Below are 24,563 nucleotides of genomic sequence, written 5' to 3' on the forward strand. Positions count from 1 at the left end.
TCTGTCTTCAGGGGTTCAGTTCGGGGCGAAGCCGGCCAGTGGCGATTCCGCGCACGCGCTCACCGGCGGGGCCAGCTCAGCGTCCGGACGGCGCCGGGAGAGAGTGAGCAGCACCGGCGCGTTGCGGCTGGGGGCGCCGCGGGAGTGGTCCTGGCTCGCCGCGGGCACGCTGCGGGCCCCTGCCAGCGCGGTCTCGCCGTATCCCTGGACGCACTCGGGGTCGGGCCCATCCAACGGCAGCCCGGTGAAGAACTTCGCGGCCATGCAACCGCCACGACAGGAGTCGTAGTGGGCGCACCCGGAGCAGGCGCCACCGGTCTGCGGCTCACGCAGCTCCTGGAAGAGGGTCGAGGTCTTCCACACCTTGTCGAACCCACCGTCGGTGAGCAGGTTGCCGGCAAGGAACTCGTCGTGGATCGCGAACGGGCAGGCATAGACATCTCCGACCGGGTCGATCAGGCACACCACCCGGCCGGCACCGCACAGATTCAGCCCCGGCAGAGCACCGCTCCCGTCCTCCGGCCCGAAGGCGGCCAGGTGGAAGAAGGAGTCGCCGGTCAGCACATTGTCACCGTTGGCGACAAGCCACTCGTACAGCTCCCGCTGCTGCTCGGGCAACGGGTGCAGCTCGTCCCACACATCGGCGCCACGGCCCGAGGGACGCAACCGGGTCAGCCGCAGCGTCGCTCCGAACCGGTCAGCGATCGCCTTGAACTCGTCCAGCTGCCCGATGTTCTCCCGGGTGCAGACCACGCTCACCTTGGCATCACCGAACCCCGCCTCGTACAGGTTGCGCAGCGCAGTGATCGCAGTGTCGTACGACCCCGTCCCCCGCACCCGGTCATTGACCTCGGCGGTGGCGCCATCGAGCGAGATCTGTACGTCCACATAGTCACTCGCCGCCAGCCACCGCGCCCGCTCCGGAGTGAGCCGAACACCGTTGGTGGAGAACTTCACCCCCACATCGTGCGCGACGGCATATTCGACCAGATGCCAGAAGTCCGGGCGCACGGTCGGCTCACCGCCGCCGATGTTCACATAGAACACCTGCATCCGCTGCAGCTCGTCGATCACCGCCTCACACTGCTCCGTACTCAGCTCACGCGGGTCACGCCGGCCACTACTCGACAGACAGTGCGCACACTCCAGGTTGCACGCATAGGTCAGCTCCCAGGTCAGGCAGATCGGCGCATCCAGGCCGAGCTCGAAGTGCTCCACCAGCTTCATCAAAGTCTCCTCACGCCACGGGGCGGATCATGTCGGTCTTAGCGAGGCCGGAGAGCGCAGCAACGTACGCAGCATGCTGGCCCTCCGGCACCCCAGATGCCACGAGCGCACCGCGCACATCCCGGTGGGAACCAAGCGCACGCACGACCGCCACCAGCTCGGGACGCTTGAGGAAGGTCAGCTTCCGGTTCCCGAAGTGGTAGGCCAACGCCCCGAAAGGCTCCCGGCGCAGCTCCACCGACGGCGACAGCGCCCACGCGCTGTCCAGGCTCACGGCCATCATCGGATCACTCAGCATCGTCGGACCCGGCTCAGTAGACGCCGCACATGCCGTCAATCGAGACCTCCTCGATCAACGACTCCTCGGTCAGGGCCTCGTCCACGACCTGGGTGGTCTCTTCAGGGTTCATGACAGCTCTCCTTCATCCTCGGTGCGTCCGAAGACGCGATTGCGGTGATGCACAACACATTAATGACACTCGGGGTCAAAAAGATAGGGGGATGCCGGAGAGAACCATTCTTTTGCCGAAGCCGCTGCTGATAGATTCGACAGATGCCGACCGTGCCCGCCCCCGCGACACGGCGCCGCTCGCTCCGCGGTCGCCCCGCCGCAACCACACACGCGGAGATCGAGCAGGCTGCCTTCCAGCTCTTCGTGACCAGGGGTTTCGAGGCCACCACCCTCGACGACATCGGTGAGGCGATCGGGGTCGGCAGGCGCACCATCACCCGCTACTACCCCTCCAAGAACGACATCCCCTGGGGACAGTTCGACCGCACCCTCGACGCCTTCCGCGAGATCCTGCGCGAGATGCCCAGAGACCTCCCCCTGCATGAGGCGATCCACCGCGGCGTACTCGCCTTCAACGACTTCCCCAACGACGCGCGCCCCAGCCACCGCGACCGGATGCGCCTGATCCTGACCACCCCGGCACTCCAGGCCCACTCGGTCCTCCGCTACGCCAGTTGGCGCGAGGTCATCGCCGAGTACGTCGCCGAGCGCACCGGCCTCGGTCCCGACGACCTCCTCCCCCAGACCACCGGCCAGGTCTCTCTCGCACTCGCCCTGACCTCCTATCAGGCATGGCTCGCCGACGAGGACGCTTCCCTTCCCCACCTTCTCGACGCCACGATGGCCCATCTGCGTTCCTACCTTTCGACCTGACGCTCGGCTGGACGCGTGCAGGGCCGGCATAGGGAGATGGCGCGAGGACCAGCTTCTACCCACGCCCGCCTCGTTCGGCGGCAGCGGTCTCCAACTACCGTTTCGAGGCCCGTGGGGATTCAGGTTCACAGCGAGCCTGAGGCTCATCGGACCAAGTCGTTGATGCACCTGTTCCAAGCGACAAGGTCGAGTCGACCCACACCGTTCGCCGTGCATCGGGTGGCCGCCTGAGTCAGGGTCAAGACACGATCGACAGGTTCGCGGACAGGGGCCGGAAGGGGCTCTGCGACCTTCTCGAGAGTCCCGCCAACCTCGTCCTGTTCACGCTTGGGCGAAGCCGGAGCCTTCTCCGAAGCAGGTGATGTGGGTTTGGACCCCGCGGCGTCCTCCCTACTGTTCTGACCACCAGTTTCAGGCTCCGGAGCGGAGGTCGGATGATCTGTGGCACCGTCGCCACCCCGCGGGATCCGCCTTGGTTTCGGCGCCTCCTTCTCGCTGGACCCAGCGGAGGCCCGCCAGCCGGAGCCGGGACTGTAGGACGCCGGCTGGGTTTGGTTGGGCACGGCGGTGTAGTCGCCCTTCAGGTACGCAATGCGGGTCTGCAGCACCTGGTCGGCGTAGGACCGCGAGTGGTTGTAACGGAGGACCGCTGCGCGGCGCCCGGCCTCGTTGCCGAGGCCCTGAGGACCCGAGCACAGATACACCGCTGCCGCCAGCGCGGCGTCGTTGATGTCCTGGGGGTCCCTCTGTCCGTTGCCGTCAGCGTCCACGCCGACGGCTGACCATGTGGTGGGGACGAATTGCATCGGACCGACAGCACGGTCCCAGACCTTGTCTCGGTCGTACTGCCCAGAGTCCGTGTCCGCGATCGCCTGGGTCTTGTTCGTACCGTCGAGGGGGATGCCGAAGATGCCTGGACGAGAGACACCATCGGCCCCCAGACTGCTGCCGCCAAAGCGGCCGTGGTCCGACTCCACGCGGCCGACAGCCGCGAGCAGCTGCCAGTCGGTGTTGCACGTCTTGTCCGCAGCGTTGATGACCGTCTCGGCGCGCTGGTAAGCGGCAAGCGCAGCGTTCGGGATCTCCTCTGTCGAAGCACCCGACGCAACCTGCATGACCTGTCTCTGCGGGGCAGCGGCTCCCACGACAGCTGGTTGCGAATAGCTCGCCGGGTCTTGCACCGCCGCTGTCGGCACCGAGATGCCGCCAGGAGGCGCGGAGCCCGGCATGTTTCCACTGGCGAACGCGGACGGATTCACCAGGTGAACGGCCCATATGACCGACACGGCGAACAAATGGACGAGTGCGACAGGCCTCGACGCCTTCGCGCTCGACTTCGGCATTTCAGTACGACTCGTGGTGAACATGGCACCTCCTTAGGCTCTGCAATGAGATTCCGAACCGTATGGAGAACCTGGCGCGTCTCACCTCATCGTGTGGAGTCACTCTCTCCCCCTCTGCAGGGCAACCGATCCCCCGCGGGACCGGCGCCCGCGGCCAGGGCGGTCGCCGCCCCGGGATCCACGAATGTCGCACCTGACTCGCGGACGATGCTGAAACACGTAGCACAGGCTTGCGGCGCCAGTGGAGTGACCGGATGACCCCAGAAGACGTGCCAGGTCACCGCGTACTCACCGCAGGCGGTCAAGATCCCGCCATTCTCCTTGAGATGGTAGGTGCCCCAGGGAGCCCGCCCCTTCGAGAAGGGACGCGGCTGTTGCTGTGGGGCGGTGACCAGCCAGGCTTGGACCGCACACCCCCGGCCGGGCGAGCACGCACCTTCCGCCACCGAGCCGGGGCGCCGGACTGTCGCGGAGCTCATCATCAGGTTTCCTCCTCAGGTCAACCTTGACCTAAATCTACCATCGTTAGATTTAAAGAGCACGGTGTTCGCCACACTTTTACCGATCGTTCCGGCGACTGAGCGCGTTGAAACGGGCCGACGCCCGGCTACAGCGCCGCGGCGACGGATGTGCCCTGGGCGATCGCGCGCTTCGCGTCGAGCTCGGCAGCCAGGTCCGCGCCTCCGATCAGGTGCGGCGTACGACCGGCGGCGACCAGGGCGTCGTAGAGGTCGCGCACCGGCTCCTGGCCGGCACAGACCACGACGGTGTCCGCCTCGATGGTGCGCGAGACCCCGTCGACCACGACATGCAGGCCGCAGTCGTCGATGCGCACGTAGGAGGCACCAGGAACCAGCCTGACCCCCGCCTGACCGAGCACCGCACGATGCGCCCACCCCGAGGTCTTCCCGAGGTCCTTGCCGATCGCGGTCGCCTTGCGCTGCAGGAGCGTGACCTTCCGGGACGGCTCGTACGGCCGCGGCTCGGTGAGCCCACCGGGCTGGGTCAGGGTGGAGTCGACGCCCCACCGCGCCAGCCACCCGTCGAGGTCCTCCTTCGGGTCGTGGGTGAGCCAGCAGGACACGTCGACGCCTATCCCCCCGGCTCCGACCACCGCAACGCGCTCACCCGGCGTCACTCGCCCCGCGAGCACGTCGGCATAGCTCGCAACCTTGGTGTGGTCGATCCCGGGGATCTTCGGGATCCGGGGCTTGACCCCAGTGGCGATCACGACCTCGTCGAAGCCGTCCAGGTCGGTCAGGGACGCGGCGGACCCGAGGCGTACGTCTACGCCGAGCACCTTCAGACGACGACGGAAGTAGCGCAGCGTGTCAGCGAAGTCCTCCTTGCCGGGCACCTCCATCGCCAACCGGAACTGTCCGCCGACCTCCTCCTCGCGTTCGAGGAGCGTGACCGCGAGACCCCGCTCCGCCGCGGTGACCGCGGCTGCGAGCCCAGCCGGCCCGGCACCCACGACCGCGACACTGCGGGGCCGAGGTGCCGGCTCGATGGTCCACACCGTCTCCTTGCCGGCGCGCGGGTTCACCAGGCACGTCGCCTCCAGACCCGAGAAGCCGTGGTCGAGGCACGCCTGGTTGCAGGCGATACAAGTGTTGATCTCGTCGGCGCGCCCGGCAGCCGCCTTGGACACGAAGGCGGGATCGGCCAGCAACGGCCGGGCCATCGCGACGAGGTCGGCGTCGCCGTCGGCGACGATGTCCTCGGCGAGCTGCGGGGTGTTGATCCGGTTGGCGGCGCACACCGGTACCTCGACCGCGGCCTTCAGAAGCCGCGTGTAGCGCAGCCAGGCGCCCCGCGGCACCTGGGTGATGATCGTCGGGATGCGGGCCTCGTGCCAGCCGATGCCGGTGTTGAACGCAGTGACACCCTCGTCCTGCAGGGCCTGGGCGAGCTCGATGGTCTCCTGCCAGGTCTGGCCGCCGTCGACCAGGTCGAGCAGGGAGATCCGGTAGAGGATCGGGAAGCCCGGCCCCAGCTCCGCCCGCATGCGGCGCACGATCTCGACCGGCAGGCGCCTTCGAGCGTACGCCGAACCGCCCCACTCGTCGGTGCGGTCGTTGGTCCGCGGCGCGAGGAACTGGTTGATCAGATAGCCCTCTGACGCCATGATCTCGACCCCGTCGTAGCCGGCGGTGCGGGCCCGCGCGGCCGCCGCGGCGAAGTCATCCACGACCTGCCAGACCTGCCCTGTGGTCAGCGGGCGCGGCTGGAACGGATTGATCGGGCTCTTGATCGAGGACGGTCCGACGCTGGCGGCGTGGCGGCCGTAGCGGCCGGCGTGGATGAGCTGCAGAGCGATCCGGCCTCCATCAGCGTGCACCGCGTCGGTGACTCGGCGGTGGGCGTCCACCCGGTCGTCGGTTGCGATGTCGCCGGCGCCCTCCGTGAGGCGACCCTCGGCGCTGACGGCGTAGGCGCCGGTGATGATCAGACCGGCGCCTCCACGGGCGCGCTCGGCGAAGTAGCCGGCCAGCCGTGAGATATCGGCGTCGGCGTCCTCGAGGCCGATGTGCATCGAGCCCATCACGACGCGGTTGGGCAGGTCCAGGGAGCCGAGCCGCAGCGGGCTCAGCAGGTGGTCGAACGACATCGTGCTCCTTGGGTTGGCCGGGCAGCGGGCAGGCCGGTCAGGGTGGTCAGCGCCGCATTCAGGAAGGGGCCCACCGCGGAGCCCGCGGTGTCGTTGCCGTCCTCCGGTGCGCCCTCGGCACGCCAGCGGTAGTCGATGCCCGCGGCGATGACGGCGATCTTGTAGTAGGCCAACCCGAGATGGACCGGCCAATGATCGAGCTCGATACCGCCGGCGCGCTCGTAGCGGCGCGCGAGCGCGCCGGCGTCGTCGAGGCGTGGACTGGTCCAGGCCGCGGGGAAGCCTAGGACCCGGTCGAAGGCGGGGTGCCGGTAGGCGCACATGGTGGCGACATCGGCGACCGGATCCCCGATCGTGGAGAGCTCCCAGTCGACGACCGCCGCGACTCTCGGGGTGATTCCGGTGAGGTCCAGCAGAGCGTTGTCGATGCGGTAGTCGCCGTGAACGATCGAGGTGTGCCGCTGCTCAGGAATCTGGTCCTCGAGGAGCTTGCACACAGCGTTCGCGTCATCACGCACCTGGGCGTCGCGCGGCGCGACCAGTTCCCATTGGCCGGACCACCGGGTGATCTGGCGTCGAACGTACGCATCGGGGCGCCCGAAACGCTCCAACCCGACTGCGACGTGGTCGACCCGGTGCAGTGTGGCCAGCGTCTCGACCAGGGCATCGGTGATGCCGTCGATGATGTTCTGGTCGAGAGCCTCAAGCTGATCGCGGGACTGGACGGTCACCCCGTCGACGAACTCCCATACCGAGAACGGGCCGCCCAAGAGCGCATCGTCGTCGCAGAAGACCACCGGGGCAGCGACCGGCACATCGGTGGACGCCAAGCCGCTGGTGACACGGAACTCGCGGCCCACGTCGTGCGCCGAGGGGGTGCGTCCGTGCCTGGGAGGCGTGCGCAGCACCCAGCTGCGTACGCCGTCGTCGAGGCGGACGGTCAAGTTGGACCGACCGCCGGCGATCAGGTTGCCGCGAAGCTCCGGCTCGACCTCGGAGCCGGCGGCCAGCATCTGCTCGCGCACTCCGGCCAGCTCGATCTCGGCGAGCACCCCGCTCACGAGGCGCCTCCCGCGATCCGGCGCACCGCGCGGCGGGCGATCGACCAGCGGTGCACCTCGGAGGGTCCGTCATAGATCCGGAACGGGCGGAGCTCACGGGCGATCCTGGCCACCGGCAGGTCGCGGGAGACACCGAGGCCTCCGCACATCTGCACAGCCCGGTCCGCGACCCGGCAGAGCGCCTCGGCAGCGAACGTCTTGGCGATCGACGTCGACTCAGACGCCCGTCCGCCGTCGTCGAGCTCGCGGCACGCCGCCAGGAGCAGTGCCCTGGTTGCGGCCAGGTCGATCTCGTTGTCCGCGATCATCTGCTGCACCATCCCCTGCTCGGCGAGACGAGACCCGAACGCGCGACGTCCGGCGACATGGCGTACCGCGGTCTCATGGGCGCGGGCGGCGGCGCCGGTCCAGCGCATCACATGGGTCATCCGGGCCGGACCGAGTCGCACCTGCGCGTACCGGAACCCCTCGTCGACCTCGCCCAGGACGGCTTCCTCACCCACCTCGACGTCGGTGTAGGTGATTTCGCAGTGCCCGCCGAGCATCGAGCGGTCCTGGGTACCGACGTGGCGCACCAGGTTTACGCCCGGAGTGTCCGCGGGCACCAGGAACATGGTCGCCCCACCGGCACCGCCGGGCTCGCCCGACGTACGCGCCATCACGATGTGGAAGGCCGCGCCGTCGGCGCCGGTGATGAACCACTTGTGTCCGTTGAGCCGCCAGCCTGCCGACGTACGCTCCGCCCGGCTGGCCAGCGCCGACGGATCAGCACCTGCGCCAGGAGACGGCTCGGTCATCGCGAACGCCGAGCGCACCTCACCGCGGGCCAGCGGGGCCAGGAATCGCTCCTGCTGTGCCGCATCGGCAACATGGGCGAGCAGGTGGATGTTGCCCTCATCGGGAGCGTTGATGTTGAGCGCCATCGGACCGAACAACCCCCGCCCGGCAGCCTCGAAGACGGGCACGCGCTCGACCATGCCCAAACCGAGGCCGTTGTACACCACCGGGGCGTGCGGCGCGAAGACCCCTTCAGCCCGGGCTTCGGCCTGCAACCGGGTACGCAGGCTCTCGCCGCCTGCGGCCTCGACATCGCCGTCGTACTCATCCTCCACCGGGAGGACGTGGGTCTCGACCAGCATCCGGGTGGTCTCCGCGATCGCGGCCACATCGGTCATTCGCTATGCTCCTTGTCTGAATCCATGAGGAGGGTGATGTCCGGTGCCTCAGTCCTGGCCGGCCCGCAGGCCGAGAAACAGGGCGCGGGCGTCGGCGCAGAGGATCTCGCCGTCCCAGATCTCGCCCACCAGGTAGCGCTTGCGGCCGGACTCTTCCTCGAACCGGGCGCGTACAGCGAGCAGCTTGCCTATCGGGGTCACCGCTCGGTAGTTCACCGTCAGGCTGGCCGTACGTCCCGGCGGCCGCGAGGAGGTGTCGGAGAGACGGCCCAGCACCTCGTCGAAGAGGAGCGCGACCGCGCCTCCGTGGACGGCGCCGTGCCCGCCGAGGAAGAACCGTCCGAAGGTGACGGTGCCCTCGACGCTGTCCTCGCCTCGCGCGGTGAGGACGAAGGCAGGAGCCATCACCTGACCCCGGCCGTGCAGGTCGACGCGGTGCCCGAACGCCTGCTGCGCCTCGGGCACCTGGTTTCGTCTCAGGGCCTCCGCCGACTGCTCGATCTGCCGAGTGAGTTCAGTGGCGAGCACTGCGTCCGGCACCGAGCCCGCGAGGTCGTCGAGGAACCCACGTAGCACCTCGATGAGGGGACCCCACGCGACGCCACCCGGGAGCTCGGCCGACTCCGCCTCGGAGCCGGCCACGGTGAAGGACTCCGGAACCCCGATGCGGGTCTCCCACGCTTCGGCGTGACGGGACGCAGTGTGGTCAGGTTCGACGTCCACGTCAGCGCGGCGCCATCCGGATCGCCCCGTCCAGCCGGATCACCTCACCGTTGAGCATCGGGTTCTCGACGATGTGCGCGACGAGGCCGGCGTACTCCTCGGGCTTGCCGAGCCGGCTGGGGTGGGGCACCTGGGCGCCGAGAGAGTCGATCGCTTCGTCTGGCAATGCGCTGAACAGCGGCGTGAGGAACAGTCCCGGCGCGATGGTGTTGACCCGGATTCGATGGTTGGCGAGGTCGCGTGCGACCGGGAGGGTGAGCCCGACGATGCCGCCCTTGGACGCCGAGTAGGCGGCCTGCCCGATCTGGCCGTCGAAGGCGGCGACCGAGGAGGTGTTGACGATCACGCCGCGCTCCTCGCCGTCGACCTCGGTGTGGGCGACCATTGCGGCGGCCGCGAGTCGGAGGACGTTGAAGGTGCCGATCAGGTTGACGGTGACGACCTTGGTGAAGTCGGGCAAGGAGAACGGTGAGCCGTCCTTGCCGACGACCCGGACCGCGTTGCCGATGCCCGCACAGTTCACGGTCACCGCCAGCGGTGCCTCCGCGACGGCAGCGTCGACGGCGGCCTGCACCTGTTCCTCGTCGGTGACGTCGGCAGGTACGAAGGTTGCCCGCTCACCGAGGTCAGCGGCGACCCGCTTGCCCTCGCTGCCAGGCAGATCGACGATCACGACGTGTGCCCCTGCCGCATGAAGGTTGAGGGCAGTGGCGAGGCCGAGGCCAGAGGCGCCGCCCGTGACGAGGGCAGACTTGCCGGTGATGTCCATGTTGGTCCTTCTTTCTTGGTACTGGTCGTCAGATGCGCTCGATAATGGTGGCGTTGGCCATCCCGCCGCCTTCGCACATCGTCTGCAGGCCGTACCGTCCGCCGGTCTCCTCAAGATGGTTGAGAAGCGTGGTCAGCAGTCGGGTGCCGGACCCACCCAGCGGGTGACCGAGCGCGATGGCGCCGCCGCGCGGGTTGAGCCGCGCGGGGTCGGCGTTGAACTCCTGGGCCCACGCCATCGGCACCGGAGCGAAGGCCTCGTTGACCTCGTAGGCGTCGATGTCGTCGATGGTCAGACCCGACTTCTTCAGCGCCTTGTGGGTGGCTGGGATCGGGCCGGTGAGCATGATCTCGGGATCGGAGCCGGTGACCGCGAAGGTGTGGAAGCGGGCCCGCGGGGTCAGGCCGAGCTCAGCAGCCTTCTCCTCACTCATGATGAGCGCCGCTGAGGCGCCGTCGGTCAGCGGCGAGGAGTTGCCCGGCGTGATGTGCCAGCCGATCTCCGGATAGCGAGAGACCATCTCCTCGGTGAAGAAGGACGGCTTGAGACCGCCCAGCCCCTCGGCCGTGGTGGCGGGGCGGACGGTCTCGTCGACGACGTGACTGCCGCCGCCGGGCAGGGCCACCGGGACGATCTCGGGCCCGAACCCGCCGGAGAGGGCGGTCGCGGCGGCGCGGCGATGGGACTCCGCGGAGAAGGCGTCGATCCGGTCGCGGTCGAGCTTCCAGCGCGAGGCGATCAGCTCAGCGCCGATGCCCTGGTTCGGCAGGTCCGGGAACCGGACAGCAAGGGGCCCGAAGGGCTCGCCTGTGCCGACCGAGGTGCCCATCGGCACCCGGCTCATCGACTCCACCCCGCCGGCGATGACGATGTCGTAGGCCCCGGCGATCACGCCCTGCGCGGCGAAGTGCGCCGCCTGCTGGGAGGAGCCGCACTGCCTGTCGATCGTCGTTCCCGCGACTTCGACCGGTAGTCCGGCGGCGAGCAGGGCGGTGCGGGTGATGTTCAGCGCCTGGTCGCCGTACTGGATCACGCAGCCGCCGATGACGTCATCTACCGATGCGGGGTCGAGGTCGTTGCCCTCGACCAGAGATCGGATGACGGTGGCGAACAGCTCGGCGGGGTGGACGCCGGAGAGCGCTCCTCCCGGCTTTCCCTTGCCTGTCGCTGTCCTGGCGATGTCGACGATCACGGCGTTGGTCATAGAGGCTCCTGAAGATCACGGCAGCGGGTCGCGACCACACTAAACCTTCTATCGTTAGGTTTACAAGAGCGTAACCAGCAAAACACGTCTCGGTCGCCGACGATTGGGCAAAGACATGAGAGAATCTAAAGCGATGCGGTTATCGGAGGCCGCGGACGCAGAGGAGCAGGCAGTGGGACGACCGAGCACACCGTTGATCAGCAAGGACGCGACCATCAAGGCAGCGTTGGGGATCATCGACGAAGACGGCATCGACTCACTGAGCCTGCCCAGACTGGCCCGCGAGCTCAACGTCAAGGCACCTTCGCTCTACCACCACTTCAGCGACAAGGACGAGATCCTCGCGGCCGTGGCCCAGGCGATCGTGGCCAAGACCCCCCTCCCCCGCAAGCCATCCCAGAACGACTGGGCGGAGTGGTTCACCCAGCTCGCCCTGAACTTCCGGGCCTCCGTGCTCCGCCACCGCAACGCTGCCCCGATCCTGCTCCGCTTCATGCCCCGGGACCTGCTCACCGAGATGTACGAGCAGGCCGCTGCCTATTTGAGCGATTGCGGCGTGCCGGTCGAGCTCCACGTACAGATCCTCGACGGCCTGGAAAAGGTCTCGCTCGGCGCCGCGATCGCGGAGGCGATGCGGCCACCATCGCGCGCTCGAGTGCGTTTCGAGCACGCCGAGCCCGAGAGATTCCCTGCTCTGGCGGCTGCCGGAGCCGCGAACCAGCTCAACACCAAGCAGATCTTCGAGCACACCGTACGCAGCTACCTCCTCGGCGTGGCCCACTTCGGCAACATCGAGAGCGAAGCCGGAGCCAGCGACCCCGCGTCGGACGCCGACCTCGCCAGGACCGCCTGAAACCCACCACCTCCCTCCCCCTCTGGCGGAGACGTCCGTCTTCCAATAACCTACTGACAATAGGTTTACTGGGAAAGGGATGAACATGGAGAGCGATCTGTTCGAGTCGGACCACGAAGAGTTCCGGGAGGTCGTGCGCGAGTTCGTCACCCGCGAGGTCGAGCCGAACCTGGAGCGGTGGGATGAGCAGCGTCTGATCGACCGGGAGACGTGGCTGGCCGCCGGCCGCCAGGGCCTACTCGGCCTGGCAGTACCCGAGGAGTACGGCGGCCCTGGCGAGACGGACTACCGCTTCCGGACGATCCTTCAGCTCGAGATCGCTCGCGTGGGCGCCAGCGCACTGCAGTCGGGCTTCTCGACGAATGACGACATCGTCCTCAACTACCTGTTGCGGCACGCGACACCGGAGCAGGGCAAGCGCTGGCTGCCGGGGTTCGTGACCGGCGAGACGATCGGCGCGATCGCCATGACCGAGCCAGGTGCGGGCAGCGACCTTCGCGGGATCAGCACCTCCGCGGAGCCCGACGGTGACGGCTGGATGCTCAACGGCTCGAAGACGTTCATCACGTCCGGGATCCTCGCCGATCTGGTCATCGTCTTCGCCCGGACCGGCGACTCCTTCAGTCTCTTCGTCGTCGAGGACGGGACCCCTGGCTTCACCCGCGGCCGCAAGCTCGACAAGGTGGGGCTGCAGGCACAAGACACCGCTGAGCTGGCCTTCGACCATGTGCACGTGCCCACGGAGAACCTGCTCGGTGAGGTGGGTCAAGGACTGGCGTACCTGAAGCAGAGCCTTCCGCTGGAACGTCTCGGCATCGCCATAGCCGGACAGGCCTCCGCCGAAGCGGTGCTCGGCTGGACGGTGGACTACGTCAAGGAGCGGACCGCTTTCGGTCGCCGGATCGCCGACTTTCAGGTGCCCGCGCACCGGTTGGCACACCTGCGCACCGCGGTCGAAGTCTCCCGGGCGTACATCGACCGATGCGTACGCGAATGGAACGCCGGCAGGCTGTCGCCGGTCGATGCCGCGAAGGCCAAGGCCTGGGCGACCGACCTGCAGCACGAGGTCATCGACACTGGTGTTCAGCTGCACGGCGGCTACGGCTACATGCTGGAGTACCCCGTCGCGAGGGCGTTCGTCGACGCGCGCGTGCAGCGGATCTACGGGGGCGCGAACGAGATCATGACCGACATCGTCGCCAAGGACCTGTTGCGCTGACGCAGCTGCTGGTCGAGCCGCCGGAATCCGGGGCTCGACCAGCAGAGGTGGGTCAGCGGCGGTAGATCGACTTCGCCACCAGGTACGAGTCCAGCCCCTCGGGGCCGAGCTCGCGGCCCAGGCCGCTGGCGCGGATGCCACCGAACGGCGCGTTGACGTGGAGCTCGTAGTGGTTCACGCCCACGGTGCCGCTGCTGATCTGCCGAGCCAGGGCCAGGCCGTGCTCGTCGTCCGCACTCCACACGACTCCTCCGAGCCCGTAGTCGGAGGCGTTGGTCAGCGCTATGGCCTCGTCCTCGTCTGCGTACGGCGTGATGACCAGCACCGGCCCGAAGATCTCCTCCTGGGCGATGACACAGTCGTTGTCCACATCGGCGAAGACCGTCGGCTCCACGAACCAGCCCGGACGGTCGGGAACACCGCCGCCGGTAGTGAGCCGCGCGAGGTCACGACCCTGCCGGATGTAGTCGGCGACCCGCTGCTGCTGGGCCCGGGACACGAGCGGGCCGACCTGGGTCTCGCGGTCGAGCGGGTCACCGACCTTCAGCGCGCGCACCGTCTCGGTCACCGCGTCGACCACCTCGGCGTACCTGCTGCGCGGGGCAAGCACCCGGGTGGCGGCGTGGCAGGTCTGGCCGTTGTTGGGGAGGGAGACCTCGAGGAGCTTGGAGGTCACCAGCCCGAGGTCTGCGTCCTCGGCGATCAGCGAGACCGACTTGCCGCCGAGCTCGAGCGTGGCCGGGCGCAGCAGTCGCCCGGCAGCTGCGCCGATCACGCGGCCGGCTCCGGTGGAGCCGGTGAAGGCAACCTTGTCCACGCCGGGATGCTCGACCAAGTGTGCACCGGCGTCGCGGTCACCCGGCAGCACGTTGAGCACACCCGGCGGCAGGCCGACCTCCTCGGCGACGTCGGCGAGGACGAAGGCGTCCAGGGCGGTCTCGGGCGCCGGCTTGAGCACCACCGTGCAGCCGGCCGCGAGCGCTGGGGCGATCTTCATGATCGCGAGCGGTTGCGGGTAGTTCCACGGAGTCACCGCGGCGACGACGCCGACCGGCGCGCGTACGACGAGGGTGTCGCCGCCGGTCGGGCTGGGGCGGCTCTCCTCGAGCGTCAGCTTCGCGGCCAGCTCGGCGTAGTAGCCGGTGATAAAGCCGGGCGCGATGCCGTTGACGACGTGCGAGAGGGAGATCGGCATCCCGTTCTCTCGGCTGACCAGCGCGGCGGTCTCCTTCCGCCGGGTGCCGAGCGCGGCGGCGTATGCCCCCAGAATCCGGGCACGCTCGGCCTGTGTCATCCGGCTCCAGGGGCCGGCCAGCGCCGCACGCGCCGCGGCGACGGCGACGTCGATGTCCTCGGCCGTGGCGAGAGCGGTGGTCGCGAAGGGTTCGCCGGTGGCGGCCTCGACAACCTCATAGGTCGTCCCTTTGGCCGGTTCCGTCCAGTCGCCGTCGACGAAGAGTCGTGTGCGATCGTCCATGATGAGCTCCTTCTCAGAGTGTCTGTTCGCTGCCGAGGAGGACCGAGCTGACCAGGGGCGCCATCGGTCCGCCGATGAAGAGCGATGTGTCCGCTCCGTCGACCTGGTTGGTCGAGGTCCCACGGATCTGGCGTACGGCCTCCGCGGCCAGGCCCATGCCGTTGACGAAGGCGTCGGCGATGTTGCCGCCCGATGTGTTCACAGGCAGCAGGCCATTCGGTGCGGTGAGGTTCTCGACGGTCATCACCTCGGCGGCCGCCGGCCCGGGCGGGCAGAGTCCGTGGTCGATCAGGGAGGCGACCGCGGGGCCACTGAAGTTCTCATAGACCTGGACGACGTCGACCTCGGCCGGCTTCATCCGGGCCTCCGCCCATAGCCGTGAGGCGACTCCCGAGCCGGAGGAGGAGTCGACGAATCCTGCCGAGGTGTAGGGCTCGTCGTTCTCGTTCAGCGCCGAGTAGCCGCCCGGCGCCCCTTGGGCAGCGCCCAGGACGTACGCCGCCGGTCGACCCATCGCAAGGGCGCGCTCCGCAGAGACCACGATCAGCGCAACCGCGCCGTCGTTCTCACGCGAGCAGTCGAAGAGGTGGAAGGGCTCGACGATGTAGGGCGAGGCGTTGTACCCGGCCTCGTCCAGCGGTTTGCCGTAGCCGGCGGCGCGCGGGTTGCGCTGGGCGTGCTGGTAGGCGGCCAGGACGAGGTTGCGCATCGCAGACCGCGGCACACCGTCGTGCTCCAGCATCCGCTGCGTACGCAGGGCGCAGACATGGGCCGGCGTGGCGATGCCATGAGGCAGGTAGTTGTTGTCGAAGTAGTACTTGGCGTAGCCGAGACGACCGGTCTCCCGTTGGGACATTCCGCGGAAGGCAACGACACACTCGGCCTGACCGGTGGAGACCGCGGCGGCAGCAGCGCCGATGGCGGCGGCGGCGCCGCCTCCTCCTCCGCCCCAGACCATGCTCGACCAGCGCAGCTCGCGCACGCCCAGGTCGGCGGCGAGCACGGGTCCGCTGTGGTCGCCTCCGGCGTAGGAGGTGAACCCGTCGACGTCTCGCGGAGAGATCCCCGCGTCAGCGCATGCCTCCAGGATCGCCTGGAGCACGAGCCCGCGCTCGCCCACCGGCGCCTTACCGCGGGGATAGTGGATGTCTGCGATCCCCACCACAGCGGTGGTGCCTCTAAGACTCATCGGTCCTCACCGCCGGCGGCGCGCCAGCGGAGCACCGGCCACTCGGCGTTGGCGGGCTGCTGGACGACTCCGGTGACGGGGTCGCCGATCGCCGGCCTCAGGTCGTCGCCGAGGAGAAGGCCCAGCAGCCGCACCGGCGCGTCGTCGAGCTGCACCAGCACCGTGACGTACGGGGCGGGGACGTCGAGTTCGCTCATGAACGCGCGCGCGCTGCGAACCCAGGTGTGGACGGTGCCTGTGGGGTCGACGGGAGCCCAGTCGGTGTCGAAGGACCAGCACGCAGCGCACATCGCTCGGCCGAGCGGGCGACGCTGTTCACACGCAGCGCACCTCGGCAGCATCAGCTGGTTGCTCCGCAGGCCTTCCCAGAAGGGGCGGTCGCTGTCGTCTGGCGCGGGGCCTGTCGGCAGGATCTCGATCGTGGCAGCCGTCATGCCGGGCCAGACGGGTCGAAGTTCTCCAGCAGGTCGGCCTTCCAGACTCCGTCGACGAGTGCCCAGCCCGAGCGGAGGCCGACGGCGCCGTCAGGGGTGACGTACACCGCCTCGCCCACCCCGCGCTCTCCGTCCAGGCGCACGGAGACGATCTCGGCGCTGTCGACGTCGGCGCGCGGGACCTGGACACCGACGAAGACTTCGGGGACCGACCCCGGGGCCATGTCGGCGAGCACAGCCTTGAGGTCGCCGGCGACGACTCCGTCGACGTGTCGGCGGTAGGTCGTCTCGAAGTCGGTGGTGGATGTGGTCATCGGGTTCTCCTCGTACATCAGGGCAGGACAGGGCTGGAAAGGTCAGGGCAGGAAGGGTCAGGGCAGGTCGAAAGTGGCATCGGCCGAGACGGCGACCTTGGCCCCGGCAAGATCCTCGGAAGCAAGGCGCTCGGCGAGCTCCGGCACCGCCGACCGCGCCAGCGTCCGTGCGCCGTCGGGCGTACGCAGAGCGGCCATCGCCGTCTCCGGCTGGCCTTCACGGTCGTGGGCGACCGTCCAGGCCTCCATCTCGGCAGGGCCTTCGTACGCCTTCGCCACCGGTGTGGTGGTGACCGAGTCGGCCTCTGCCTGTGCGGATGCCCTACGGAACGCTTCCCCGGGCGTGGGCGCGTAGACGCCGATGGAATGCTTGGTCAGGTAGCCGCTGTTGGCGGTGACCAGCCCTGGCCGCTGCGTGCGGCGCACCTCACGCACCATGGTCACGATCGCGTGGGTGCTGTAGTTGTTCCACGGCCCCCCGGCGAAGGTGAGTCCGCCGGTGACGGTGAGCGGACGATCGGGGTCGTCGATGGGCAGACCAAGTGCGTCGGCGGCGATCTGCACGGCCGAAGGGAAGCACGAGTAGATGTCGACCGGGCCGAGGTCCTCGAGCGTGATGCCCGCGAGCTCCAGCGCGGTCCGACCGGCAGCGGCGATCGCGGGCGAGGCGTCGAGCCGCGGACGCGCCGCGACCTGCGCCGTGTCGGAGGCCTCGCTCCCCGATCGTAGGAAGACCCAACGGTCCTCGGGCACCCCGTATCGGCGGGCGGCCTCGACCGAGCAGACGAGGACCGCTGCTGCCTGCTCGACACCGTTGTTGGAGTTCATCAGCTTCGTGTACGGCGAGGAGACCATCCGGTTGGCAGGCGAGACGGTGGCGATGTCCTCAGCGGTGTACGAGCGCTGCACCCAGGCGTCGGGGTTGCCCACGGCGACCTGGTTGAAGCGCGCCCACAGCCCTGCGATGGTGTCGCGGTGGGCGCTGATGCTGCGCCCCGCAGCGACCCGGATCGCCTGCTCGAAGAGCGGATAGATGTACGACGGGCGGTCAAGGCCCGCAACGACCTCGGTCGCATCTTTCATGGGGACGTCGGGACGGGTCTCGGGGACCGGGACGTAGTCGTCCTGCCTGGTCCAGTCGGGCCGCTCGCCGTGGGCCTTGAGGCGCATCCGGGTCCGCCATGCCTCTGCACCGCCGACCAGGACGATGTCGCAGCGTCCCGCGGCGATGTCCTCGGCAGCGTCGTTGACAAGGGCCTGCGGATGACTTCCGCCGTTGCCGGTGTAGACCGTGTGCCGCACCGAGGCCGCCAGCCGCTGGGCCACGAGCAGGCCCGGATCGCGGTAGCGCCACGACAGCATGCCGACGACGCGGACGGAGTCGATTCGCTCGACCAGCTCAGGAACACCGGCATCCGAAGCCGCGAGTCGCGCCGCGCTGACGATCATGTCGACCGGCTCCTCGGCGTCGACGCCGGTCTCCGGGCGATGATTGAGCTGACCGCCACCGATCAGAACCGGGGTACGTGGGTCCAGGCTCATACGCCGCCTCCTGCACGTGCCACGGCGAGCATCTCCTCGACCTCGACCAGCTTCACGCGCGGGCGTCGTGCCGCCCGGCCGGCGCCGGTCTCGTAGGTGTCGATCTGGCGCCAGCCCGCCAGCCCGACGTGGCCGGGCAGCCGCGACTCGATGTCGTCCGCGTCGTGCTGAGGTGCCGGCAGCGCGCCCGCTCCGAAGTCGTCCAGTAGGTGACCGACGGTCTCCCGGGCGCATTGCTTGTTCGTGCCGATGACGCCGCTCGGGCCTCGCTTGATCCAGCCGGTCACGAACAGCCCCGGCACCGGCTCGCCGGCCTCATGGACGCGTCCCTCGGTGTTGGGCACTACGGCGCGTACGTCGTCGAACGGCACGCCGGGGACGGCGGACCCGCGGTAGCCGATCGACCGGAAGATGAGCCCGCAGGCGAGCTCCTCGAGATCACCGGTAGGAACCGGGCGGAGGGTGTTGGACATGTCCGCCTCGAGCCGGTTGTGCTGCAGCCGGATGCCCGCGACCCAGTCATCGCCCAGGACGGTCTCGGGTGAGGCGAGGAAGCGCAGCACCACCCGCCTGGGCTCGGTCAGCGGACGTGGGAGCAGCTCCTGCAACAGCCGCTGCTTCTCGGCTGCGGCCGACCCAGGGGCAGCATCGGTCGGCACGAGCTCCTCGCTGCGTACGACGACGTCGATCCCGGGCGTCTGGATCAGCCCCAGCAGCTCCTTGGTGGTGAACGCCGCCTCCTGCGGTCCGCGACGCCCGACCACGACGACCTCACGGATCCGGCTCTCGCGCAGCTGCGCGAGAGCGTGGTCGGCGATGTCGGTGCCCGCCAGCCGTTCCGGGTCTGAGGCGAGGATCCGGGCCACGTCCAGGGCGACGTTGCCGTTGCCGACGACCACGGCCCGCTCGTTGGACAGGTCGAATGTGCGGTGGGCGAAGTCGGGGTGGCCGTTGTACCACCCGACCAGCTCGGTCGCTGAGTGGCTGCCGGGCAGGTCCTCCCCCGGGATGCCGAGGCGGCGGTCGTCGAGCGCGCCGACAGCGACGATTACCGCGTGATAGCTGGCGCGCAGCTCATCGACAGTGATGTCTCGTCCGACTTCTGTGTTGAGGAAGAGCCGGAGCCCCTTCCGCTTCAGCGTCCTCCCGAAGGCGACCGCCGTCTGCTTGGTGTCCTGGTGATCAGGGGCGACCCCGAAACGGACGAGTCCGCCCGGGGTCGGCAGCCGTTCGTACATATCGACGGCGACGTCGAGGCCGCGCTTCGACAGCAGCTCCTCGGCTGCGTACGAGGCAGCGGGCCCGGTCCCCACGATCGCCACCCGAAGCTGCTCTCCCGTCCGCCCGGTCCAGGTCATGGACCGGGCGGGGACGGGCTCCTGCTCATAGTCACGGCGCCCGTCACCGTCGAACCAGGAGGCGTTGATCTGTTCGTACGGCTCCTGGTCGGTGGCGAGGTCGTAGTCGGCGCTGATCGCTCCGACAGGGCACACCTCTACGCAGGCACCGCAGTCGATACACACATCCGGGTCGATGTAGAGCATCTCGGCGGTGCCGTAGTCCGGCTCGTCCGGTGTCGGGTGGATGCAGTTGACCGGACAGACAGGTACGCAGCTGGCGTCGTTGCAGCAGGCTCGGGTGACGACGTGGGTCATGTCAGCGGCTCAGAAGTCGATGACGCCGCGGAGGTTGATCCCGGCGTGCATGTCCTCGTAGCCCTGGTTGATCTCCTCCAGGGGGTAGCGGCGGGTGATGAGCTCCTCGAGCTTGATGTGACCCTGGCGCCACAGCTCCAGGATGTCCGGCACAGCCCGGGTGGGCTGCATCATCCCGAACAGCGAGCCCTGGATCCTCTTCTGATACATCGCGAGCTCGAACAGGCTGACCGGGATGCCGTACTCGGTGACGTTGCACATGCTAGTCAGCACCACGGTGCCCGCCTTGCGGATGGCACCGAACGCCTCAGCGACGTGCTCGCCGTTGGCGACGCCGACAGTGACGATCGCCGAGGCCGCGCCCTGGCCGTTGGTCAGCTGTTGAGCGCGGTCGGTCGCCTGGGCGATGTTGACGAACGCCTCGGTCGCGCCGAGCTCGAGCGCCTTCTCGCGGTGGAACTCCACCGGGTCGACGGCGAGGATGTGCGAGGCGCCGGCGAACTTGGCACCCTGCACCGCGTTGATCCCGATGCCGCCGATGCCCATGATCACGACCACGTCGCCGGGACGAACCTGGGCGGCGTTCACCGAGGATCCCCATCCGGTCGGCACTCCACAGCCGACCAGGGCGGCGATCTCGAGCGGGATGTCCTTGTCGATCTTGAGCGCACCCCACTCGGGCAGGATCGAGTACTCCGAGAACGTCGAGACCAGCGAGCACTGGCCGACGTCCTGGCCGTCGTCGGTGTGCAGGCGGAAGGTGCCGTCGAGCTGCGTGCCCAGCATCATATAGGCGCCGTTGTCGCACAGGTTCTGCATGCCGCGGGCACACCAGGTGCACCGGCCACACCCCGGGATGAAGGCGGCCACCACGTGGTCGCCGACCTCGAGGTCGCGTACGCCTGGACCGACCTTCTCCACAACGCCGGCGCCCTCGTGGCCGCCCGCGAACGGGTAGGCCATCGCGGGTACGTCGCCCTGGGCGTAATGGTCGTCGGAGTGACACAGACCTGCGTGCTTGAACCGCACCAGGACCTCGAACTCCTTGGGCTCGTCGACCTCGACCTCGATGACATCCCACTTGCCGGGACCGTCGAGGAGAACTGCTGCTCGTGACTTCATTTCTCAGTTCCTCACTCGAAGTCGATCTTCGCCATGGTTTCCTGGATGTACATGAACGCAGGCATGTTCTTGAGCATCTGCGCCATCTTGCCGCGCACGCGCAGCTTGCCGCGGGTCATCGCCACCGTGGGGTTGATGCTGCCGTCGAAGCAGCCCTTCCAGGTGTCGCTGGAGCCACTGATCAAGAAGTCGGCCTTGTCGAGGTCCTCCTGGCTGGCGTCACGTACCGCAGTGACCTGGCCCTTCTCAAAGCTGACGAAGAACTGGCCCTCGACCGGCGCCTCGTACTTGTAGGCCATGTCGAAGTCGATGTTCTTGCCCTTGTCGGCCCAGACCGGGTCGCTGTTGAGAGCGTCACCCATCGCCTGGTAGAACTCCACGGTTCCGAACTTGACGGTCATCTTGGGTACTCCTTTGTTGTGGGATGTGAGTTTGGGATGTGGCAGGTCAGATCGACTCGCCGAGGACGAGCGGGAGCGAGACCACGCCCTTGACCTGGCTCAGGTGGCGCTCCGGCGGGTTGTCGGAGTCCAAGCGGTAGTCCGGGATCCGGCGGTGAAGCTCCTCGAAGGCGACGCGCAGCTCGAGCCGGGCCAGGTGCGAGCCGACGCAGCGGTGGTTGCCGGCGCCGAAGGCGAGGTGCGGGTTGGGATCGCGGGTCAGGTCGACCTCGTCGGCGTCGGGATAGACGCTGGTGTCGTGGTTGGCCGCGCCGAACGGGATCAGGATCTTGTCGCCGGCTCTCAGCTGTACGCCGTCGAGGACGTAGTCCTCCTTGACGACCCGGGCGGGGCATACCGCGGACTCCCAGCGCAGCATCTCCTCGACCGCAGTGGGCACGATCCCAGCGTCGTCGACGAGCTGCTTGCGTACCTCGGGGTGCTCGGCGAGGTAGATGACCGAGTGGGCCAGCTGGCCCTGCACGGTGTGCAGCCCGCCGATGAGGAAGAGGAAGAGGATGTTGAGCACCTCGAACTGGGTCAGCTCGCGGTCCTCGAAGGTGCCGTTGATGAGGATCTGGGTGATGTCGTCGGCGTCGCCGGACTCGGCGCGCTCGTCGATCATCTCGCCGAAGTAGGCGTAGACCTCCATAGCGGCCGCCGTACGCACTTCGGTGGAGCGCTCTTCGCTGGCCCCCGGCTCGCCCAGCACGATGGTGTCTGCCCAGTGGTTGAACTTGGCGCTGTCAGCGATGTCCCAGCCCATCATTGCCAGGAAGACCCGGCTGGGGAACTCCTTCGCGAACGCCTCGATGAAGTCGACCTGCTTCTTTTCCAGCATCTGGTCGATGAGCTCGTTGGCGATGTCACGGATCTGCGGCTCGAGCGCCGCCATCCGCTTCGGCGAGAAGAGGGGGTTGATCAGCTTGCGGTAGATGCCGTGGTCGGGCGGGTCCACCTCGATCGGGATCATCGGCCCGTCCTGACCGATCGTGCCGGGCACGTTCACCGACTCGCTCGAAAAGACCGTCGGGTTCTTGAGAACCTCCTGGATGTCGTCGTACTTGGTGGTGACCCAGTGCCCGCCGTAGTGCGAGCTGTGGGCGACCGGGCACTTGCCGCGCATCTCCGCGTAGACGTCGTAGACGGTGTCGGCGATGTCGGGTGAGTGGATGTCGAAGTCGGTCTGGATCTCGGGGCTCTCGGCGTCCTTGAGCTCGCTCATGACGGTGTCTCCTTCTTCCGGGTGGGCTAGTGCGTGGCTGCGGAGGACGCGAACGCGATCGCGCGCTCCGGACAGTTGTTGACGGCGCGTTCGAGAGCGGCAGCGTCGCCGGATGTCGCGGCCTCCCCGACCACGACACCGAATCCCTCGTCGTCGGAGTCGAAGATCGCGGGCGCCGACATGTAGCAGCGGCCGTGGCCCTTGCAGAGCTCTCTGTCGATCGATGCCTGGCTGTGGTCGTTCATGCTCACTCCCACTCGCTGCCCACGACGCCGTACGCGCGCAGGTCGATGTCGGTGTCCAGCGCGGTGTAGAGGCTGCGGACCTTGGTGTAGGCGAGGAGGCCGTCGCGGCCGTTCTCCTGGCCGACTCCGCTCATCCCACGTCCCGCGAGCGGGGTCTTGGTGACGTCGGCCTGGGCGGCATCGTTGATCCAGGTGAGCCCACCGCGCATACGCAGTGCGACCTCACGAGCTCTGACCAGGTCGGTGCCCCACACCGCGGCGGCGAGTCCGTAGCGGGTGTCGTTGGCGATCCGGATCCCGTCCTGGACGTCGGTGTATCGGATCACCGAGAGAACCGGTCCGAAGATCTCCTCGTGTGCGGCCGGGTTGTCGTTGTCGAGGTCGACCAGGACGGTCGGGCTGACGTAGTGGCCGCCGGCGGGCACTCCCGTGGGGGCCTCACCCCCGACGATCGCACGAGCCCCTGCCTCCAGTCCGGCGGCGACGAACTTCTCTACCTTGATGCGGGCGGCGTCCGAGATGACGGGTCCGACGTCGGTGGTGAAGTCGGCTGCGTGGCCCACGTTCAGCACGTTGGCACGCTGCTGGAGCAGGTCGACGAACTCGTCGTAGCGGGAGTCCGGGACCAGCATCCGGGTCAGCGCCACGCAGGCCTGTCCGGCGTGCATCATGCTGGAGAAGAGCATGCCTCGTACGGCCAGCTCGGCGTCGGCGTCAGGCAGCACCAGGCCGGCGGACTTGCCGCCGAGCTCGAGGATGACGTCCTTGGCTGTGGCGGCTGCCGAGGCCATCACCTGGGTGCCAACCGCGGTGCTGCCGGTGAAGCTGACCAGGTCGACATCGGGGTGGGCTACCAGTGCCTCGCCGGCGACCCGGTCACCGTGGACCAGGTTGATCACGCCTGCGGGGATGCCGGCCTCGAGACTGGCGGCGGCGAGTGCCTCGGGCCCGATCGGCGTCAGTGGCGAGGGCTTCAGGACCACCGTGTTGCCGGCGAGCAGCGCAGGCGCGACCTTCCAGACGGTCATGAAGAGCGGGAAGTTGTACGGCGTGAACGCCCCGACCACTCCGACCGGCTCCCGGTGCAGCTCCCACTGCCCCAGCGCCGGCCCCGCCTGGAGCGGAAAGGACTCCGGCGTGTCCAGGTGGTGGGCCATGTCGGCGAAGTCGCGCAGGTGGGCAAGGGGGGCACCCACCTGCAGCATCGGGGCGAACCGAGCGGTCGCACCGGAGTCCATGATCAGCTCCTCGACCAGCAGGTCGAACCGCTTCTCCAGCACACCGGCGAGGCGGCGCAGCGCCTCTGCGCGGTCACCGACCGACATCCGCGCCCACGGCCCGTCGAAGGCGGTCCGGGCGGCCTTGACGGCGGCGTCGACGGCTGCGGCGTCGGAGTCGGGGACGAGGCCGTAGACCTCGCCTGTGGACGGGTCATCGGCGGGGATCACGCCTTCGGCGTCGACCCACTCACCGCCGATCAAGTTCCTGAATGCACGCATCACATGTCCTTCGCTCACTTGCTGCACGAGGGGGCGGCTGTGGCGCCCCTCACATCGCAAAACTTATACAA

Annotated in this window: 24 protein-coding genes; 3 read left to right on the top strand and 21 right to left on the bottom strand. The window is 68.5% G+C overall.

Features of this window, described 5'->3' with window-relative positions; all coding sequences use genetic code 11:
* Positions 1-15 precede the first annotated feature (15 nt).
* From mftC to mftA, 3 genes are read right to left on the bottom strand one after another with little or no spacing between them, the layout of a single operon-like run.
* The gene (gene mftC, locus ACRDPS_RS03975; RefSeq protein WP_431500325.1) at positions 16-1,227 is read right to left on the bottom strand and encodes a mycofactocin radical SAM maturase; all 1,212 of its coding nucleotides are present in this window, start codon (positions 1,225-1,227) and stop codon (positions 16-18) included.
* Between the two features lie 10 nt (positions 1,228-1,237).
* Entirely contained in the window at positions 1,238-1,501 is a 264-nt protein-coding gene (gene mftB / locus ACRDPS_RS03980; RefSeq protein WP_431500326.1) for a mycofactocin biosynthesis chaperone MftB, read from the bottom strand.
* A gap of 37 nt (positions 1,502-1,538) precedes the next feature.
* The gene (mftA, locus tag ACRDPS_RS03985; RefSeq protein WP_396983787.1) at positions 1,539-1,637 is read right to left on the bottom strand and encodes a mycofactocin precursor MftA; all 99 of its coding nucleotides are present in this window, start codon (positions 1,635-1,637) and stop codon (positions 1,539-1,541) included.
* Positions 1,638-1,780: 143 nt separating this feature from the next.
* On the opposite strand from mftA, the gene mftR reads away from it, so the two are divergent.
* Positions 1,781-2,392, top strand: a complete 612-nt coding sequence (mftR, locus tag ACRDPS_RS03990) for a mycofactocin system transcriptional regulator (protein ID WP_431500327.1) — start codon at positions 1,781-1,783, stop codon at positions 2,390-2,392.
* A gap of 143 nt (positions 2,393-2,535) precedes the next feature.
* Here mftR and ACRDPS_RS03995 read toward each other — a convergent pair whose 3' ends face one another.
* From ACRDPS_RS03995 to ACRDPS_RS04025, 7 genes are all read right to left on the bottom strand, one after another.
* Positions 2,536-3,759, bottom strand: coding sequence for a lytic transglycosylase domain-containing protein (locus ACRDPS_RS03995; protein ID WP_431500328.1), 1,224 nt, complete (start codon positions 3,757-3,759; stop codon positions 2,536-2,538).
* Between the two features lie 583 nt (positions 3,760-4,342).
* The gene (locus ACRDPS_RS04000) at positions 4,343-6,346 is read right to left on the bottom strand and encodes an NADPH-dependent 2,4-dienoyl-CoA reductase (RefSeq protein ID WP_431500329.1); all 2,004 of its coding nucleotides are present in this window, start codon (positions 6,344-6,346) and stop codon (positions 4,343-4,345) included.
* On the bottom strand, positions 6,325-7,407 hold the full coding sequence (locus tag ACRDPS_RS04005; RefSeq protein WP_431500330.1) for a phosphotransferase family protein: 1,083 nt from the start codon (positions 7,405-7,407) through the stop codon (positions 6,325-6,327). Before ACRDPS_RS04005 ends, ACRDPS_RS04000 begins: the two co-directional genes overlap by 22 nt.
* Entirely contained in the window at positions 7,404-8,582 is a 1,179-nt protein-coding gene (locus ACRDPS_RS04010) for an acyl-CoA dehydrogenase family protein (protein WP_431500331.1), read from the bottom strand. The genes ACRDPS_RS04005 and ACRDPS_RS04010 overlap by 4 nt, the downstream gene beginning before the upstream one ends.
* Before the next feature lie 48 nt (positions 8,583-8,630).
* Complete coding sequence (locus tag ACRDPS_RS04015) at positions 8,631-9,305, bottom strand: hotdog domain-containing protein (protein WP_431500332.1); 675 nt, start codon at positions 9,303-9,305, stop codon at positions 8,631-8,633.
* Position 9,306: 1 nt separating this feature from the next.
* Complete coding sequence (locus ACRDPS_RS04020) at positions 9,307-10,074, bottom strand: 3-hydroxyacyl-CoA dehydrogenase (protein ID WP_431500333.1); 768 nt, start codon at positions 10,072-10,074, stop codon at positions 9,307-9,309.
* 28 nt (positions 10,075-10,102) lie between these two features.
* On the bottom strand, positions 10,103-11,278 hold the full coding sequence (locus ACRDPS_RS04025) for a thiolase family protein (protein ID WP_431500334.1): 1,176 nt from the start codon (positions 11,276-11,278) through the stop codon (positions 10,103-10,105).
* A 172-nt stretch (positions 11,279-11,450) separates the two neighbouring features.
* Here ACRDPS_RS04025 and ACRDPS_RS04030 point away from each other — a divergent pair, with 172 nt between their 5' ends.
* Together ACRDPS_RS04030 and ACRDPS_RS04035 are read left to right on the top strand one after the other, a co-directional pair.
* Complete coding sequence (locus tag ACRDPS_RS04030) at positions 11,451-12,131, top strand: TetR family transcriptional regulator (RefSeq protein ID WP_431500335.1); 681 nt, start codon at positions 11,451-11,453, stop codon at positions 12,129-12,131.
* An 85-nt stretch (positions 12,132-12,216) separates the two neighbouring features.
* Positions 12,217-13,350: an acyl-CoA dehydrogenase family protein gene (locus tag ACRDPS_RS04035; protein ID WP_431500336.1), complete on the top strand. Its 1,134-nt coding sequence runs from the start codon at positions 12,217-12,219 to the stop codon at positions 13,348-13,350.
* Between the two features lie 52 nt (positions 13,351-13,402).
* Here ACRDPS_RS04035 and ACRDPS_RS04040 read toward each other — a convergent pair whose 3' ends face one another.
* The 11 genes from ACRDPS_RS04040 to ACRDPS_RS04090 are packed head-to-tail and all read right to left on the bottom strand — an operon-like array spanning position 13,403 to position 24,492.
* On the bottom strand, positions 13,403-14,827 hold the full coding sequence (locus ACRDPS_RS04040; protein WP_431500337.1) for an aldehyde dehydrogenase: 1,425 nt from the start codon (positions 14,825-14,827) through the stop codon (positions 13,403-13,405).
* A gap of 13 nt (positions 14,828-14,840) precedes the next feature.
* The gene (locus ACRDPS_RS04045) at positions 14,841-16,016 is read right to left on the bottom strand and encodes a thiolase C-terminal domain-containing protein (RefSeq protein ID WP_431500338.1); all 1,176 of its coding nucleotides are present in this window, start codon (positions 16,014-16,016) and stop codon (positions 14,841-14,843) included.
* On the bottom strand, positions 16,013-16,450 hold the full coding sequence (locus ACRDPS_RS04050; protein ID WP_431500339.1) for a Zn-ribbon domain-containing OB-fold protein: 438 nt from the start codon (positions 16,448-16,450) through the stop codon (positions 16,013-16,015). Before ACRDPS_RS04050 ends, ACRDPS_RS04045 begins: the two co-directional genes overlap by 4 nt.
* Complete coding sequence (locus ACRDPS_RS04055) at positions 16,447-16,764, bottom strand: hypothetical protein (protein ID WP_431500340.1); 318 nt, start codon at positions 16,762-16,764, stop codon at positions 16,447-16,449. The genes ACRDPS_RS04050 and ACRDPS_RS04055 overlap by 4 nt, the downstream gene beginning before the upstream one ends.
* Before the next feature lie 57 nt (positions 16,765-16,821).
* Entirely contained in the window at positions 16,822-18,306 is a 1,485-nt protein-coding gene (locus tag ACRDPS_RS04060) for an acetyl-CoA acetyltransferase (protein ID WP_431500341.1), read from the bottom strand.
* Positions 18,303-19,961 carry an FAD-dependent oxidoreductase gene (locus ACRDPS_RS04065; protein WP_431500342.1) on the bottom strand — a complete coding sequence of 553 codons (1,659 nt, stop codon included), beginning with the start codon at positions 19,959-19,961 and terminating at the stop codon, positions 18,303-18,305. Before ACRDPS_RS04065 ends, ACRDPS_RS04060 begins: the two co-directional genes overlap by 4 nt.
* 9 nt (positions 19,962-19,970) lie before the next feature.
* The gene (locus tag ACRDPS_RS04070) at positions 19,971-21,083 is read right to left on the bottom strand and encodes an NDMA-dependent alcohol dehydrogenase (protein ID WP_431500343.1); all 1,113 of its coding nucleotides are present in this window, start codon (positions 21,081-21,083) and stop codon (positions 19,971-19,973) included.
* An 11-nt stretch (positions 21,084-21,094) separates the two neighbouring features.
* Positions 21,095-21,484, bottom strand: coding sequence for an SCP2 sterol-binding domain-containing protein (locus ACRDPS_RS04075; protein ID WP_431500344.1), 390 nt, complete (start codon positions 21,482-21,484; stop codon positions 21,095-21,097).
* 46 nt (positions 21,485-21,530) lie between these two features.
* Positions 21,531-22,748 carry a cytochrome P450 gene (locus ACRDPS_RS04080; protein WP_431500345.1) on the bottom strand — a complete coding sequence of 406 codons (1,218 nt, stop codon included), beginning with the start codon at positions 22,746-22,748 and terminating at the stop codon, positions 21,531-21,533.
* A gap of 26 nt (positions 22,749-22,774) precedes the next feature.
* Positions 22,775-22,993, bottom strand: a complete 219-nt coding sequence (locus ACRDPS_RS04085; RefSeq protein WP_431500346.1) for a ferredoxin — start codon at positions 22,991-22,993, stop codon at positions 22,775-22,777.
* A 2-nt stretch (positions 22,994-22,995) separates the two neighbouring features.
* Positions 22,996-24,492, bottom strand: a complete 1,497-nt coding sequence (locus tag ACRDPS_RS04090; RefSeq protein WP_431500347.1) for an aldehyde dehydrogenase family protein — start codon at positions 24,490-24,492, stop codon at positions 22,996-22,998.
* Positions 24,493-24,563 lie beyond the last annotated feature (71 nt).

This window comes from Nocardioides sp. (assembly GCF_050699375.1).
Taxonomy (GTDB): Bacteria; Actinomycetota; Actinomycetes; order Propionibacteriales; family Nocardioidaceae; genus Nocardioides.

Bases quoted from the DNA above. Each gene is read 5' to 3' on its own strand.
- ACRDPS_RS04035 (WP_431500336.1), top strand. From the start codon at position 12,217: ATGGAGAGCGATCTGTTCGAGTCGGACCACGAAGAGTTCCGGGAGGTC.
- mftR (WP_431500327.1), top strand. From the start codon at position 1,781: ATGCCGACCGTGCCCGCCCCCGCGACACGGCGCCGCTCGCTCCGCGGT.
- ACRDPS_RS04040 (WP_431500337.1), bottom strand. From the start codon at position 14,827: ATGGACGATCGCACACGACTCTTCGTCGACGGCGACTGGACGGAACCG.
- mftA (WP_396983787.1), bottom strand. From the start codon at position 1,637: ATGAACCCTGAAGAGACCACCCAGGTCGTGGACGAGGCCCTGACCGAG.
- ACRDPS_RS03995 (WP_431500328.1), bottom strand. From the start codon at position 3,759: ATGTTCACCACGAGTCGTACTGAAATGCCGAAGTCGAGCGCGAAGGCG.
- ACRDPS_RS04055 (WP_431500340.1), bottom strand. From the start codon at position 16,764: ATGACCACATCCACCACCGACTTCGAGACGACCTACCGCCGACACGTC.
- mftC (WP_431500325.1), bottom strand. From the start codon at position 1,227: ATGAAGCTGGTGGAGCACTTCGAGCTCGGCCTGGATGCGCCGATCTGC.
- ACRDPS_RS04050 (WP_431500339.1), bottom strand. From the start codon at position 16,450: ATGACGGCTGCCACGATCGAGATCCTGCCGACAGGCCCCGCGCCAGAC.
- ACRDPS_RS04075 (WP_431500344.1), bottom strand. From the start codon at position 21,484: ATGACCGTCAAGTTCGGAACCGTGGAGTTCTACCAGGCGATGGGTGAC.
- ACRDPS_RS04000 (WP_431500329.1), bottom strand. From the start codon at position 6,346: ATGTCGTTCGACCACCTGCTGAGCCCGCTGCGGCTCGGCTCCCTGGAC.
- ACRDPS_RS04090 (WP_431500347.1), bottom strand. From the start codon at position 24,492: ATGCGTGCATTCAGGAACTTGATCGGCGGTGAGTGGGTCGACGCCGAA.
- ACRDPS_RS04060 (WP_431500341.1), bottom strand. From the start codon at position 18,306: ATGAGCCTGGACCCACGTACCCCGGTTCTGATCGGTGGCGGTCAGCTC.
- ACRDPS_RS04045 (WP_431500338.1), bottom strand. From the start codon at position 16,016: ATGAGTCTTAGAGGCACCACCGCTGTGGTGGGGATCGCAGACATCCAC.
- ACRDPS_RS04065 (WP_431500342.1), bottom strand. From the start codon at position 19,961: ATGACCCACGTCGTCACCCGAGCCTGCTGCAACGACGCCAGCTGCGTA.
- ACRDPS_RS04085 (WP_431500346.1), bottom strand. From the start codon at position 22,993: ATGAACGACCACAGCCAGGCATCGATCGACAGAGAGCTCTGCAAGGGC.
- ACRDPS_RS04020 (WP_431500333.1), bottom strand. From the start codon at position 10,074: ATGGACATCACCGGCAAGTCTGCCCTCGTCACGGGCGGCGCCTCTGGC.
- ACRDPS_RS04080 (WP_431500345.1), bottom strand. From the start codon at position 22,748: ATGAGCGAGCTCAAGGACGCCGAGAGCCCCGAGATCCAGACCGACTTC.
- ACRDPS_RS04070 (WP_431500343.1), bottom strand. From the start codon at position 21,083: ATGAAGTCACGAGCAGCAGTTCTCCTCGACGGTCCCGGCAAGTGGGAT.
- ACRDPS_RS04025 (WP_431500334.1), bottom strand. From the start codon at position 11,278: ATGACCAACGCCGTGATCGTCGACATCGCCAGGACAGCGACAGGCAAG.
- ACRDPS_RS04010 (WP_431500331.1), bottom strand. From the start codon at position 8,582: ATGACCGATGTGGCCGCGATCGCGGAGACCACCCGGATGCTGGTCGAG.